General features: G+C 61.5%; 7 protein-coding genes. 1 reads left to right on the top strand and 6 read right to left on the bottom strand.

Features of this window, described 5'->3' with window-relative positions:
• Positions 1-68 precede the first annotated feature (68 nt).
• The 6 genes from ACYVM5_RS08905 to ispF all read right to left on the bottom strand — a co-directional run bounded on the left by ACYVM5_RS08905 (position 69) and on the right by ispF (position 14,670).
• Positions 69-7,694 carry a T9SS type A sorting domain-containing protein gene (locus ACYVM5_RS08905; protein ID WP_460617773.1) on the bottom strand — a complete coding sequence of 2,542 codons (7,626 nt, stop codon included), beginning with the start codon at positions 7,692-7,694 and terminating at the stop codon, positions 69-71.
• A 316-nt stretch (positions 7,695-8,010) separates the two neighbouring features.
• Positions 8,011-9,066: a hypothetical protein gene (locus tag ACYVM5_RS08900; protein WP_460617772.1), complete on the bottom strand. Its 1,056-nt coding sequence runs from the start codon at positions 9,064-9,066 to the stop codon at positions 8,011-8,013.
• Positions 9,067-9,132: 66 nt separating this feature from the next.
• Positions 9,133-10,524 (bottom strand): lactate utilization protein B, encoded by a 1,392-nt coding sequence (locus ACYVM5_RS08895; protein ID WP_460617771.1) that lies wholly within the window; start codon positions 10,522-10,524, stop codon positions 9,133-9,135.
• Positions 10,525-10,530: 6 nt separating this feature from the next.
• Positions 10,531-12,207, bottom strand: coding sequence for a M28 family peptidase (locus ACYVM5_RS08890; protein ID WP_460617770.1), 1,677 nt, complete (start codon positions 12,205-12,207; stop codon positions 10,531-10,533).
• A 176-nt stretch (positions 12,208-12,383) separates the two neighbouring features.
• Positions 12,384-14,051, bottom strand: a complete 1,668-nt coding sequence (locus ACYVM5_RS08885) for a M28 family peptidase (protein ID WP_460617769.1) — start codon at positions 14,049-14,051, stop codon at positions 12,384-12,386.
• A 136-nt stretch (positions 14,052-14,187) separates the two neighbouring features.
• On the bottom strand, positions 14,188-14,670 hold the full coding sequence (ispF, locus tag ACYVM5_RS08880) for a 2-C-methyl-D-erythritol 2,4-cyclodiphosphate synthase (protein ID WP_342296820.1): 483 nt from the start codon (positions 14,668-14,670) through the stop codon (positions 14,188-14,190).
• Positions 14,671-14,998: 328 nt separating this feature from the next.
• On the opposite strand from ispF, the gene ACYVM5_RS08875 reads away from it, so the two are divergent.
• Positions 14,999-15,613, top strand: a complete 615-nt coding sequence (locus ACYVM5_RS08875) for a TetR/AcrR family transcriptional regulator (RefSeq protein ID WP_460617768.1) — start codon at positions 14,999-15,001, stop codon at positions 15,611-15,613.
• The last annotated feature ends 41 nt before the right edge of the window (positions 15,614-15,654 follow it).

The following is a 15,654-nucleotide window of genomic DNA, read 5'->3' as shown; positions in this document are numbered from 1 at the left end:
CTAATAATGCACAAAAAAAGCCCCGCCGGCAATGCCAGCGGGGCTTTTCAATGGGTGCCTAGCAGCGACTACTCGCGCACCAGGCGGCGGGTCTCCACGCCGTCGGCGTTGCGTAGACGCAGCAGGTACACGCCGGTGGTCACACCCTTCAGGTCGAGGGTGCGGGTGGCGGTACCAGCGTTAGCCGGCAGCAGCTCGCTGATGACAACCCGGCCCAATGCGTCAAGCACGGTGAGCTGGGTGGCGAGACGGTAACCGGTCAACTCCAGGGTCATCTGGCCCATGGGCGTGGGGTTGGGGTACACCTGCAGGCTGGCACCGGCAATGCTGTTGCGGGCCGCCGTGATAACCAGCGGGGTCGAAGGCAGCGAAGTGCAGCCGTTGGCGTTGGTCACCACCACCGTGTAGGAGCCGAACTGGGCCGGCAAGCCGTTCACCACGTAGGTCTGGCCGGTAGCGCCGGTGATGATGTTACCGCTGAGATACCACTGGTTGCCGGTCGTGGCGCTGGAAGTCAGCGTCGTCGTCGTGCCGTTGTACACCACGCTGATGGTGGGCGTGGCCGGACGCGGGTTCACCGTGAAGGTGGCCGTGGCCGTGGCCGCAGCGCAACCGCCGGCAGCGGCTACCGTGTTGGTCACAGTGTAGGTACCAGCCGTCGAGGTAGCCAGGTTGATGGCGCCCGTAGTGGCGTTAATCACCAGGCCAGTCGTAGAAGAGTAGGTACCGGCCGATGCGCCGGTGCCCAGCGTAGGCGTAACGGCGGTGGTCGAACCCGCGCAGCCCGTCGTGGTGGCGTAGCTGAACGTAGCCGTCGGAGCAGCCGTGATGGTCACCGTAGTGGTTGCCGTGGTGGCGGCGCAACCGCTGGCCGCGGCCACCGTGTTGGTCACGGTGTAGGTACCGGGCGTCGAAGACGACAGGGTAATGGCGCCGGTCGTAGCATTCAGGCTCAGGCCCGTAGTCGAAGAGAACGTGCCGGCCGTAGCGCCCGTGCCCAGCACGACAGCCGGAGCCGTGGTACCGCTCACGCAGTAGGTCGAAGTCGTGCCGTAGCTGAACGTAGCAACCGGGGCGGCCGTGATAGTCACCGTGGTAGTAGCGGTTGCAGCAGCGCAACCGCCGCTGGCGGCGATGGTGTTGGTCACGGTATAAGTGCCCGGCGTCGAAGACGAGAGCGTGATGGCTCCCGTGGTAGCATTCAGTGTCAGGCCGGTAGTCGAGGTGAACGTACCAGCCGTGGCACCGGTGCCCAGGGCAACGGCGGGGTTAGTAGCGCCGCTCACGCAGTAGCTGGTGGTGGCGTAGCTGAACGTAGCTACCGGAGCTGCCGTAATCGTTACCTGAGCAGTAGCCGTGGCTGCCGAGCAGCCGTTGGCCGCCGCGATGGTGTTGGTCACGGTGTAGGTGCCGGGCGTCGAAGACGACAGGGTAATGGCGCCGGTCGTAGCATTCAGGCTCAGGCCCGTAGTCGAAGAGAACGTGCCGGCCGTAGCGCCCGTGCCCAGCACGACAGCCGGAGCCGTGGTACCGCTCACGCAGTAGGTCGAAGTCGTGCCGTAGCTGAACGTAGCAACCGGAGCCGCCGTGATGGTTACCTGGGCCGTGGCCGTAGCCGCGGCGCAACCGCCGCTGGCGGCGATGGTGTTGGTCACGGTGTAGGTGCCGGGCGTCGAGGAGGCCAGGGTAATAGCACCCGTAGTGGCGTTAATCGTCAGGCCGGTAGTCGAGGTGAACGTACCGCCGCTGGCGCCCGTGCCGAAGCTCGGGGCCGGGTTGGTGGCACCGCTCACGCAGAACGAAGGCGTGCCCGTGCCGTAGCTGAAGGTTGCCGAAGGAGCAGTCGTAATCGTTACCACTTGCGTGCTGCTGTTGGAGCAGGCACCGGTTACGCTGTACGTCACAGTGTAGGTGCCGGGCGTGGTGCTGCTCAGGGTGATAGCGCCGGTAGTAGCGTTAATCGTCAGGCCGGTAGTCGAGGTGAACGTGCCGCCGGCGGTGCCCGTAACGGTAGCCGTGGGGTTGGTACCGCTCACGCAGAATGTGCCGCCGCCGTAGCTAAATGCCGCCGAGGGAAGCGGTGTGATGGTCACCGACTGGGTTACCACCGTAGCCGGGCAGGTTGCCGTTGCGGGCAGCGTGTTGGTCACGGTGTAGGTGCCAGCCGTGCTGGTAGCCGGCGTAATGGCACCCGTGGTGGCATTGATGGTCAGGCCCGTGGTCGAGGTGAACGTACCCGCGGTAGCGCCCGTGCCCAGCGTAGCGGCCACGGTGCCGGTAGCACCGGCGCAGATGGCAGCAGTGGGGTAGGTGAAAGCAGCCGAGCGGCTGCCCGAGGTGATGGTCACTGCGGGGCTTAGGGTGTTGTTGGCAGTGTTGTCATCGCCCACGAGCGAGGTCGTAACCGTAGCCGTGTAGGTGCCGAGCACCGTCAGGTCGATGGTGCCGGGCAGGGTCACGGTCTGGCTGGCGCCAGCGGCCAGCGTGCCGGTGTTCACCACTGTGGTGAATACCTGGGGCGTGCTGCCGGCTACTGTCGACGTGATGGTAACGGTCACCGTTACGGGGGTCGCGGCGAAGTCCAGTACCGCCGTCGAGGAATTGGTGATGCTGGCCGTCACGGCTTCGGTGGCACCAAAGCAGGTGCTGTTGGCCACCGGGGCCGTCAGAGCGGCTACGCTCACGTCCAGGTTGGTCACGAACTCATCGGCTCCAATGTCGGGGCGCGTGGTGCTGCGGGTATCGCCATCGAAGTCGGTGGTGATGCCAGTGATGGGCGTAGCAGCGCCGTTGAGCGCCGCGCCGGTAGCCAGCGAAACGTGCAGGTTGGTAGCCGACTGGAACGGCGAGGCGCTGAGGCTGAACGAGGTGCCAACCGGGTTGGTGGCCGTGGTGGGGCGGTCCTGACCGGTTTCGGTATTCAGGGCCGCCAGGGTGGTGCGAAGCGTGCCCGAAGTACTCAGGCTGCCCGTCTGGCCCACGGCGAACGTGCTGCCGGTACTGGCCACAAAAGCATTGTTGGTAGACGTCAGCCCGGCGTAGGCACCGGCCGTGCCAGCGTAGGCAAAGCCCAGCACTGCGCTGTTGCTGCCCGTCGACTGCGTGTTAAGCAGCGCGTTGTTGCGGAGTTCTAGAGTCGAGCTGCTGCCGATGGCCAGCGCAAACGAAGGCTGGTCGCCGCCGGTCTGCGTGCCCGTCATGCTCACCGAGTTATACAGGACGCGGGTGGTCGAACCCGTGCCGCCGCCAATGAGGATACCGGAGCCGAAGTCGGGGGAGGTGCCGTTGGAAGACACACCCGATACCATGTTGTTGGCAACAACCGTGGTGCCCGACGCCGCCGATGCTATGGCAATGCCGGAGGCCGAGTACGTGTTGGTCTGCCGCACCGAGCCAATGCTGTTGCGGCTCACCGTGGCGTTGGTTACTTCCGAGCCGGTGAAGGTAGAGTTGCTCAGCGACAGGCCGAAGCCCAAGCTGATGCCTACCACGTCGCCCGTGCTGGCAAAGGCAATGCCGTCAATCGCGTTCTGGGTGACCTGAATGTTGTTATCGAACAGCGACAAGATGCCGGCGCGGGTCAAGGCCCCGGTGCCAACGGTGTTCAGGTCGTTCTGGGTGATAATCGTGTTCTGGTTTTTCAGCGTAGCGCTGGCTCCAATCGAGCCAATACCGATTTGCGTGCCCCGCACGGCGCAGTTCTGCACCGTGTTGTTGGTGTACTGGTTGGCCGAAAGCGCGTTGCTTGGGGCCTGCAGCTGAATGCCGTACTGCGTGGCGGCAGTAGCGGCGGTGGTAGCACCCACAGCCACCAGGTTCTTGATGGTGTTGTAGGTAGCCCCGTCGTTGGTGAACTGCGCAAACTGCTGAACCACGATGCTGGTCGTGCTCGTGTTCGTGTTCGTAATGGCCAGGTCGCGGCTGGGGCGCAGGTCAGTGGCCGAAATGGTGTTGCCCAAAGAACCGTCGATGGTCACGTAGTCGCTGGCCAGCAGCTGCAGGATGGCCGTAGCGTTGGAACCCGTGATGGCAAAGCTCGTGGTACCCGTGGCATTGCTCGGCTTGATGGTGAGCGTGTTGGTAGCCGAAGCCTGGCCGTTGTTCAGAATGGCAATGGGGAAAGTTTCTGCGGTCGAGTACGTAGGGTCGAGCAGCAGGAACGTCACCGGGCCGGTCAGGTCGGCCGTGTTGTAGGCATTCACCGCGGCCGTCAGGGTGGCGTAGGTACGGGCGGGCACCGGCGAAGTAGCCGCAGTGGCGCTCACGTAATACGTGCCATTAAGCGTAGCCCCGATGGTATAAGTGTACGTCACGCCAGGAGCCGTGGTACCGGGAGGGGTGGTGCCCGTGCCACCGGTCGGGTTGGTGCTCAGGTTGCCCAGGGCATCCTGCGCCGCAATGTAGTAGCTGATGATGTCACCGGTTACTACCCCGCCTATCAGGGAGTAGTCGAAGGTGAACGTGTAAGCCGAGCCCGCCACGGTAGGACCTGTTGCCAGCACGTAAGCACCGGTGTTGTTCTTGCGGAAGTACAGACGCGGGGCGCCAGTACCGGTGGCCACGCCGCTAATGTCGGTGATGGTGACCGTGAGGGCGCGGCTGGTGGTGTTGCCCACGGTGCCGGTAAACGAGTTGATGGAAATAATCGGGCCGGTCTGGTCAAGCAGTTGGAAGCTGCCTTCGTCCGCGCCGATGTCGGGCGTATTCGCGTTGCGCACGTCGCCGTCGAAGTCCGTCGTTACACCGCCGAAGGGCTGGCCGGCGCTTTCGGCCTGAGTGGTCGCGCCAGCAGTCAGGTGCAGGAACGTCGCGTCGGTGCCGGTAGTGCTGGCGAAAGGCGTGCTGGTTTCCGTAACCGAGTTGGTTTCGCGGTTCAGCAGGAAGGCTTTGTAGTCGGCCAGGGTCTGCTTGGCGTTGGTCTGGGTGGTGGTGCCTTCCGTGTAAATCAGGTTAGTGGCCGAAGGCGTACCGGCGTAGTAGAGGTTGTTGTTGCCGAACAGGTTGGCCGGCACCGTGCCCGCCGTACCGCTGATGCGACGGATGGCTGCTGCTGCGCCGCCCGTGCCCACGGGCGTGCTCAGGTTCACCACAATGTTATCGTACAGGTTCAGGCCCGCCGTCGTCGAGTTCAGGTAGATGCCCTGGGTGCCGAAGGTGGCACCGCTGCTCGTCCCGTCGAGGCGAATGGTGTTAAAGGCCAGGTTGTTGGTGGTGCCGCCCGACAGTTGAATGCCCGATACCGCCGCGAGGCTGGTCGACGTCGGGGCCGTGATGCCGCCAATCAGGTTGTTGTTGACGTTGTTGGTCGTGCCGGCCGTAATCAGAATGCCATTGCTCAGGCTGGCACCGCCCGAAGCGGCTATCAGGGCATAAATCTTGTTCTGATTGACCGTATTCAAGGTGCCGCCACCCAGGTTGATGCCGGCTACGTTGGACGCTATGGTGGCAGTAGAGCCGCTGGTCGTGATGTTGCTGATGACGTTTTTGGCAATGGCCACCGTGCCCGAAGACGCGGTGGAAATGCCAAACGAGTAGCCCGCGGCGGTGCTGATGCTAACCGCGATGGGGCCGGCAGCAATGCCCACGGTGTTGCCCGTAACGGTGCCAATATTGGCATCGCCGGTGCTCACGTAGATGCCCGAAAACACCCCGTTGGACGTCGCAGCGCCGCTGCTGCTCAGCCAGCTGATGTTGGCAATGGTATTACCCTGCACGCTAGTGGCCGTGCCCGAGGTGCTTAAGTAAATGCCCACAAAACGGTAGGCTGCGGCCGTGCCCGTTACCGTGCTGGGCGTACCGCCCGCCAGCGGAGCCGTGCCGCCGATGAAGTTGCCCGTGATGGTATGGCCATTGCCGGCAGCCACGTATAAGCCGTAGTGCGTGGCCGCGGTAGGTGTGCGGGCAGTGGTCTGGTAAATGCTGTTGTTGGTTAGCACCCAGTTGTTGCCGGCGCTGCTCAGGTACAACGCTGCTGCGGTGCTGGCGCTGGCTCCGTAGTAGTTGAACAGGTTGTTGTCGGTAATCGTGTTGCGGGCGTTGAGCGAGCTGCCCGAGTACATCAGGCCGTAAGGCAGCGTAGCGCCGTCACCGATGTTGTTGAAGCGGATAACGTTGTCGCTGTTGCCGTTGGTGGTAGTGGTCGACGAGAAGTTAATGTTCGGGTACGAGAATGTGCTGGTTCCCACACCCTTCACCTGGCAGTGCTGCACCGTGTTGAAGCTGGCGTCGTTCGTGAACTGAATGGTTTGTCCCGAAGTGCTGGTGTTGGCAATAACCAGGTCGTTGGCCGTATTCACGGCGCCGCTCACGGTGCTGCCCGAGCCGCCGGGGCGGCCGTCCAGAATCAGGTAGCGGCCCCCGTTGATGTTCAGCGTCTGGCTGGCGGAGCTGCTAATGCTGAGGCCATTGGCTCCGGCCGCAGGCCGAATGGTAACCGTGTTGGTGGCCGTGCTCCCGGTGAAAGTATAGGCCAGTGGGAAGGTCTCGGCAGTGCTCACGTAGCTGGCTTGCAGCTCCAGCGCCAGCGGCCCGCAAATGCCGTTGAGGGCCAAAGCCGAAAACGCTGCCGTCAGGGTCGGATAATCGGCGCCCGCGCCGGGACCAATGGACTTGGTGCCGCACAGCGGCACGGCTGCCAGGGTCGTCACCGTAACCGTGGGGCTGGTGGTCGAGGTTCCGCCGGCTTCGTTGTTGGCCGTCACGCGGAAGTAGTAGGTGGTGTTGAGTGCCAGGCCCGTTTGGGTGAAGGTGACCGTGCTGCCCGTACCGGTGATGGAGTTGGACTGAGCGGCTCCCACAACGGTGAAATTGACGTTGTCCGTCGAGCTGGAAACTGCGAAAAAGCTTTCGTTCGTGGAGTTGTCGGTGATAGTCAGAGAAACGGTTGTTTGCCCAACGGCACCGCTGGCCAGGCCCGGCGTAGCAGGTGTGCCCGCAAGCGTCGGCGTGAAGGCAAACGTGGTGCGGGCACCATCGGCGGTCGAGTTCAGCACCGCAACGGCAGCGTTGTCAACCAGGGTCGTCGTCGTGGCCGATGTCACCGTTGCGTCGTAGGTCGGAGTGGTGTTAAAGGTCTTCACCACCCCAATCTGACCGGCATTCGTGCCCGCCGAGATGAATATAGGGCGCGAAACGGCAGTACTGTTGTTGTACACGGCACCGTAGCGGTATTCCACTTTGCCGGTGTTTTCTTCCAGAATGGCCTGCACTACACTGCCCGTGGCCACCGTCGAGCTGTATGGAATGCGCAACGAGTTCCATTCCACTACCAGCGTCCGGTTGGTGCCAGCCACTACCTTGTAATGGACTTTCCCTGCTATCTGAATCGCATTGTCACCCCCAAAAGCGGCTAGAATAGCGGCTCCGGACGTTGGAGAAGCAGCACCGCCCGAAATAGCCGTGGCGCCCAGGCGCAGCTGTCCGTTCGAGTTCACGCTGAACTGTGTGTAGGACGTGCCCATGAACACAAAGTTGAAGCCGATGGGAAATACGGCCGAGGCCACGTCATCGCGGTAGGTACCGGTGGCCAATGCATCCGTCGTACCGCTCGACATATCCACCAGCGAACCGGTAGAACTGGTGGTAAACGCGTAATTGGCTGTACTTTGGGCCCAGGCTGCTGAAGTACTCAGCAATGCCACCAGGACCATAGCCAGCCACCGGCTCAGCCGGTTAGCGAGAAAAGGTTTGTGCATAAAAGTTGGGAAATAGATGAGGGGAAAAAGAGGTTGGAGATGGTAAAAAATGAAGGGGGAGTAATAGTAGAAAATGAAACTTGTTATATTCCATTTTCGAACAAGTGCGTAAATTAAGAACAATTTTGGGATGCTTCAATAAGCGGCTTGCGGTATTCGACGGACGAGCTTCGTTAAATACCAAAAAAGCCCTACAGCATATGCTGTAAGGCTTTTAGCAAAGGTGAAAAATCGGTGAACGACTTTTCCGATTTTAGTTCGCTACGCCCAACCAGTACCACCGGCACACCTCGCCACTAGCTGCCAGAACGCATTTTTAGCCAGGGGTTTTTACCCCCGGGGCCATGGTGAGCCGGGCCAGGAAATTCAGGGCCGTGGTGTAGCGGCTGCGCAGCTCGCAGTAGCGCCGCCAGGCATCGGCCCGGTCTTCGCAAACCCTGAGGCCGTGCTCGGCCAGCTCCTGGCAGGTGCGGTCAAAGTCGGCCCGGCCGGGTGCCTCTTCCTCGTCGGGCAGCAGGCTGGTGGGTTCGGCCCCGGCTTTGGCGTCGAAAAAACGGTACACCCGGTTCAGGGCCAGGCAGCCGGCCTTGAAGGTAATCTGGGCCTGGCGCGGCTGGGGGCCATCCACAGCAGCAAAGAGGAGCGCGGCCGTGTCCAGAATCAGCCCACCGGCCGTGACCCAGGAGCGCCCAGGCTGCGGCGAGCGGAAAAACGAGAGAATGGGCAGCGAGGTGTGGCTTTCCTCAATCTCAACAAACCAATGCTCCCATTCGGCCCACTGCTGGTCGTCGTTCTGCACCGAGCCATCGTGGTTGAGCCACCTGAGCAGGCAGGCGGCCGTGGGCGGTGTGCCGGCCCGCAGCTCCAGCAGCGCCACTGTGGCCTCGCGCCGCGAAAATGACTGGTAGATGGTGGGCAAATACGACAGCAGGAGCGTGAGCAGCAGCAGCCCCAGCGCGGCCTCCGAATAGGTGAGCACGCCCCCGATAAAGCTGAAATCATCAATCGTGCCCAGCGTAAGCAATGAGCTGCCGCTCAGCTGGTAACAGTGCATTAAGCTGCCTTCGCCCACGGCCCAGTACATGCCGGTATAGCCCAGGCTCACCAAGGCTTCCCAGAATATGGGCAGCGCCACCAGCGCCACCGGCGCGTAGTGGGCCATGATTTTATCGCGCCGCTCGTAGGAAGGCGAAAGTTTCGCCGCTAAGTCAAAAAAGACCCGGATGCCCATAAATACCCACACATTCAGGCGCACCACCTCGTTGCGGGGCAGCACAAACGACCGGATGGCGGACGACAAAGTGGTGACTACCAGCGTAACGCCGCCTAGTCCGGTAATGATGCGCAAGGCCAGCAGCAGATACGGGTGCATAGTCAGCAAAAAGCCCTGATACGGACAATCGTGCCGAAAAGCCGAACGGCCAAGGCTTTGGCTCGCCTAATGCTGCGCCGCCCGGGCCTTCCACAGTTCCCGAAACGAGGGGCCGGCGATGTGCAGGCTCTCGCGGCGCTTGCTCCAGCCCACCTGGCCCAGCAGGCGGCCCAGGCTCCAGTCTTTCAGCTTTACGGGCAGCAAATCCAATGCCCAGCGGTGCTGCATACTCCACTTCCAGAGGCCGATGGCGGCGCGCTCTTCGGTGGGGGCGTGGCCTTCCTGTACGCTCTGTTGACGGTTGAGCAGCAGCAGGTTGTGCAGCGGAATGCGGACCGGGCACACGCTGGTGCAGGCTCCGCACAGGCTGCTGGCGTAGCTCAGGTGCTTGTGCTCGGGCAGGCCGCTCAGGTGCGGGCTGATGACCGAGCCGATGGGGCCGGAATAGGTGGTTTCGTAGGTGTGGCCGCCGATGTTTTTGTACACCGGGCACACGTTCAGGCAGGCCCCGCAGCGGATGCAGCGCAGGGCGGCGCGCTTGTCGGGCTGGGCCAGCAGGTTGGTGCGGCCGTTGTCGAGCAGAATCACGACCATTTCTTCCGGGCCGTCCACCTCGCCGGGCTGGCGCGGGCCGAAATACACCGTGTTGTACACGGTGACCTGCTGCCCCGTACCGCTGGTGCTCAGCAGCGGCCAGAACAAATCCAAATCCGTGAGCTGCGGAATGACTTTCTCGATACCCACCACCGCAATGTGCAGCTTCGGGAAAGTGGCCGAGAGGCGGGCGTTGCCCTCGTTCTCGGTCACGGCTACCGCGCCTTCTTTGGCAATGAGGAAGTTGCCGCCGGTCACGCCCACTTCGGCGCTGGTGTACTTGTTGCGCAGCAGGCGGCGGGCCGTAAGCACCAATTCCTGCGCGTCGTCGGTGGGTTCGATGCCCAGATGTTTGACGAAAATATTGGCGATGTCGGCCTTGCTCAGGTGCATGGCCGGCGTCACAATGTGGTAGGGTCGCTCGCCGTTCAGCTGCACGATGTATTCGCCCAGGTCCGTCTCTACCGACTCGATGCCCTGCGTGGCGAGGTACTTATTGAGGTGGATTTCCTCGGTGGTCATGCTCTTGGCCTTCACCACGGTTTTCGTCTGGCGGGCCTTGGTCAGCTTCCCGATTTCGGCCAGCGCCTCGGCCGCGTCGCGCGCCCAAATCACGCGGCCGCCCCGCGCTGTGAAGGCCGCTTCGAACTGCAGCAGGTATTCGTCCAGCTTTTCCAGCACGGTGGCTTTCAGATAAGCGCCGCGGTCGCGGGCCAGCTCGTGCTGGTCGTAGAGCTTCATGCCGGCGCTCACGGCCGCGTCGTACTTGCCGATGTTGAAGCGGATTTTGCGGCGGTGTTCGCGGTCGAAGGCTTTCTTTTCGGCGTCGAGCTGGAACTGGCTGGCTTTGGTGGCGGTGGTCATGGCAAATCAGGGCTTGTTGGAGTCAACCACGATGCGCTGCTCGCGGTTGGCCAGCGCCCAGGCGGTGTGGAACACCAGCTGCGCGCGTTCCGCCAATTTATCGAATTCTATTTTTTCCACGTCGTCCGTGGCCTTGTGGTAGTCGGCGTGCTCGCCGGTGGTGTAGAAGATGACCGGGATTTTGCGGCGCGCAAAGTTGTAGTGGTCCGAGCGGTAGTAGATGTGCTCCGGCTCGCCGGGAATGTTGAAATGGTAGTCCAGCTCCAGGTGCGTGTAGTCGCGGTTGGCCGCCTCATTGATGGCGTGCAGCTCCGACGACAGCTTATCCGACCCTACAATGCACACAAAATGCCGCTTGGGGCTGTGCTTGCGGTCGGTGCGGCCCACCATGTCGATGTTGAGGTCGGCAATGGTGCTGGCCAGCGGGATGACGGGATGGGCCGTGTAGTATTCGGAACCGAACAAGCCTTCTTCCTCGGCCGTCATCAGCACAAACAGGATGCTGCGGCGCGGGCCATGCCCGTTCTTTTTGGCCTGGGCAAACGCCCTGGCCAGCGCCAGCACCGCCACCGTACCCGAGCCGTCGTCGTCGGCCCCGTTATAAATCGTGTCGTGCTTCACGCCCAGATGGTCGTAGTGGGCCGAAACCACCAGCACCTCGTCCTTTTTATCGGAGCCTTCCAAAAAGCCTAACACGTTTTCGGTGGTGAGCGGCTGCTGGGTTTGCGGCAAATAAATAGTCGCCACCGGAGGCTGAAAGCCTGCCGGCACCGGCCGCCCGGCGCGGCCCAATGCCCGCACGTAGTCAATCAGTCCGTTCATGGTGGTGCCGGCCAGGGCCAGTCCCAAATCCTGCGAAGTAAAATACACGCCGATACCGGGCGGAATATTCTCGGCCACCGTGTCGATGATTTCCGGGCCAGGGTCGGGCAGCGAAAACGCCGGCTCACGCAGGGACTCGCCCAGCTCAGAAGTTTGTTTCTGAAAAACCGTTGCCGGAGCAAACGTCATCAGGAAAATGCTGCGCGCACCGTGGGCCTTGGCCAGCGCCGCCTTGCGTAGCCCCGAATCCCAGTAATCATCCTTGCGCCCCAGCGGCTTGAGCAGCTTGCGGCCGCGCTCGTCCTGCGGCTCACCCATGATGACTACCACGTCCTTGCCCTTCACATCCAAGCCCGCATAATCCGAATACGCGCCCTGCTCTACCCCAAAACCTGCAAAAACCGGCTGTGAAACGGTTTCGGTGAGAAAGGGCGAGGGCATTGGCCCGTAGCTGAACCAGTCGCTCAAATACTCATAGCGCTGCGCGCCCACTTTGATGAAGCCGCCCGGCGCGTAGAGGCTGTGCGTCAGCTGAAAGTGTTGCAAATATGGGTTGTCGTTGCCTGCCACCGGCCCTTGCAAACCTATTTCCGCGAACTGCTTCTGCAGATAATCGGCCGCCAGTTTTTGGCCCGGCTGGCCCGCCTCGCGCCCCTGCATCGCGTCCGACGCTACCACCGTGAGGTGCGTGCGCAGGTCGGCAGGCTGGATGAGGGCGGCGTAGGTCTGCGAAAGGTCGGGCGCGGACGGGGTAGGGGAGGCGCCCTTGGTCTTAACCTTGATTTTGGTGGGCGCGGTCTGCGCGGCGGCGGGTAGAGCGCCGGCCAGCAGCAAGGTTGCCAGCGCGTATGTTTTCAACATGGGGCAGGAGGGAGGAGCTTGGGAGTAGGAAGAAACGAAAACGTCTGTCATCCTGAGCGCAGCGAAGGACCTTATCACGCTTGAAAGGCTGGCAGTAAACAAACTGCTATGTATTCAAACGTGATAAGGTCCTTCGCTTTGCTCAGGATGACAGACGGATTGAACGAGGACTAAAATTACGGCTTGTTCGAGTCAACGACAATGCGGCCGTCGCGGTTGGCCAGCTCCCAGGCGGTGTGGAACACCAGCCGCGCCCGCTTCTCCATTTTATCGAACTGGATTTTCTCGATTTCGTCGCTCTGCTGGTGGTAGTCGGCATGCACGCCATTGAAGAAAAACGCCACCGGTACCTTGTTCACCGCGAAGTTATAGTGGTCGGAACGGTAGTAGAAGCGGTTCGGGTCGGCGGGGTCATCGAAGCGGTAATCGAGGTCGATGGGGCCGTACTGCTTGTTTTCGGCTTCCAGAATCACGCGCAGCTCCGAGGCCAGCTTGTCTGAGCCAATGACGTACACGTAGTCGGGCTTGCCCTCGTGCTCCACGTCGGTGCGGCCAATCATGTCCACGTTCAGGTCGGCCTCGGTGCTGGCCAGCGGGAAAATGGGGTGCTTGGAATAATACTCGGAGCCAAACAAACCCTTTTCCTCGCCTGTCACGCTCAGGAAGAGCAGGCTGCGGCGGGGGCCGTGGCCTTCCTTCTTGGCCTTGGCAAAGGCTTCCGCCATCGTGATAATGGCCGTGGTGCCCGAGCCGTCGTCATCAGCCCCGTTAAACACCTGCCCCTCGTGTTTGCCGAGGTGGTCGTGGTGGGCCGAAATCACGATGACATCCTCCTTCTTATCGGTGCCCTCGATGAAGCCCAGTACGTTCTGCGTGTCCAGCTTTTCGCGCTTGCGCTCGGCTTTAATCTGCATCGGCACCACGTTGAACGTGGCCGTCACCGGCTGTTTGGTCGAGTTAATTTTGCCCAGATACGTCTGCATGGCCGCATCCGTCGTGCCCAGCACGGCCAGGCCCACGGCCGGCGAGATGAAAAACGACGGCACGCGGCTCGGCTTGTCGTTGCCCACCATCACCATTGAGGGCCGCGAAATGAACGGGGCCATGCGCCCCGTTTGCTTGGCGAAGTTGCTGGTGGGGTTGAAGCTCACGAAAAACACCGTGCGGGCGCCCTTTTGGGCCGCCAGCTGGGCCTTGCCGCGGTAGTCGGTGCCCCACTTGGTGGGCGAGCCGTCGGCGCTGAGCAGGGCCTTGCCGCCGTCGCCGGTCGGCTCGCCCATCAGCACCAGAATGTCCTTGCCCTTCACGTCCACATTCGCGTAGTCGGAGTAGCCGGGCTGCTCGATGCCGTAGCCCACAAAAACGGGCTTCACGCTGGTTTCCTGGCCAAAAGGCGAGTCGCCGAGGCCATAGAAATCCGTCAGCCATTCGTAGCTGGTGCCCCCCACTTTCAGGGTATTACCGTCGGCCCAGGTCACCTGTTCCACGTCGAAATGCTGCTGGTAGGGGTCGGTGCCGGTGGTTACCGGGCCAGTCAGGCCGGCGTTTTTGAATTGCTTTTCGATGTAGTCGGCGGCCATGTGCTGGCCTTTCTGGCCGGTTTCGCGGCCTTCGTACTCGTCCGATGCCAGCACGGCCAGGTGGGTGCGCAGGCGCTCGGCGGTTACCTGGTCGGCGTATTTCACGCTCCAGTCTTTGCCGGCGGTTTTGCTGTCGGTGGTTTTGATTTTGATGGCGGGCGCACCGGCCGCCGGCTTGGACTTTACTTTAACCTTGCCCTGCGCGTGGGCCGGGGCAGCGCTGGCCAGCGCGAGAAAGGCCAGCAGGAGAGGAGTTTGCTTCATTGAATTGATATGGTGGGAGAATTTTTGAGTTAGTCTGAACGATGTAGAGACGCAATATTTTGCGTCTCGTCGTGCGTGCCGCGTGGGCGTCGTTAGAACGTCACCGTTCAACGACGAGACGCAAAATATTGCGTCTCTACAGCCCTTTCTGAATTAGCACGCTGGCGTAGGCGGCCACGCCTTCCTGCCGGCCCACAAAACCCAGTTTTTCGGTGGTGGTTGCTTTGATGGAGATGTCCTCTTCGGCAATGCCCATCACGGCGGCCAGCACGCGCTGCATTTCCGGGATGTGCGGGTTCACCTTGGGGCGCTCCAGGCAGATGGTCGAATCGATGTTGCTCACCTCGTAGCCGCGCTCGCGCAGCAGGCGCATCACGCCGGAGAGCAGTTTTTTCGAGTCGATGCCCTTGTACTGCGGGTCGGTGTCGGGGAAGTGAAAGCCGATGTCGCGCAGGTTGGCCGCGCCCAAAAGCGCGTCGCAGATGACGTGGATGAGCACGTCGGCATCGGAGTGGCCGAGGGCGCCGTGGGTGTGCGGCACCTCAATGCCGCCGAGCCAGAAGGGCAGCCCTTCTTTCAATTGGTGAACGTCGTAGCCGAAGCCGGTCCGGATTTTCATAAGCGCAAATGGAAGCGGGCCACCACGGCCCCGCGCAAAAGTACCCGCGGCCGGCACTTCCGCCGTGCAAAGGCGCGGGGCCAGGTTCACAAATAAATAATCTGATTTCGGAATACTATTAAACTAAATTTATTAGCTTTGCATTACCAATAAAATTAGTTAGTCATGCGACAAGCTGAATACTTTTTTTCGCATTGGGGTAAAGTAAACGGGGGCCGTGCGCGTCTGGCTACGCGCAAAAAGGCCTTGCACTGGTTGCAGACCGTAAAAATGCGTTGGAAACTTTGAGCACGTTAAAAGTTTCCATTGTATCTTTGCGGCGTTACTTATGGAAATCAAAGACCGAATCCTGAACCACGCTCAGCAGCTTTTCCTGCGCAACGGCATCAAAAGCGTGAGCATGGATGACATCGCCGCCGACATGGGCATGTCGAAAAAAACCCTGTACAAGTGGTTTGAGAACAAAGACCAGATTGTGCTGGCCGGCATCACCCGGCACCTGGATGGCGTGCAGTGCGACTGCGCATTGGTGGCCGGCAAAGCCGTCAACGCTGTGGAAGAAATGCTGCTGCTGTCGAAATGGGCCGATGAGCAGTTTGCCGACGTGCACCCCAGCATCTTCAACGACATGAAGAAGTATCACCCCACGGCCTGGGACCTGTTCAAATCGCACAAGAACACCTTCATCCTGGCGCAAATCACCCAGAACCTGCGCCGGGGCATGGCCGAGGGCCTGTTCCGCGCCGACCTCGACGTGGAGGTGCTGGCCCGTCTCAACCTGGCCCAGATTGAACTGGCTTTCGATTCCGAGCTGTACCCCACCGCGCAGTTTGGCCCGGTGCGCGTGAACCGGGTGTTCGATGAGCATTTCCTGCTGGGCGTGGCCACCCTCAAGGGCCACAAGCTCATCAACCAGTACCGGCACATCACCGAGGCCGAATAACTCGCTTTTCCCCCGCTTACCCGTTTCTTTTTTAGCTGTTT

It is taken from the genome of Hymenobacter ruber (assembly GCF_054783255.1).
The sequence above is the reverse complement of the archived record's forward strand: the minus strand, read 5'-3'. Positions and strand labels throughout refer to the sequence as shown.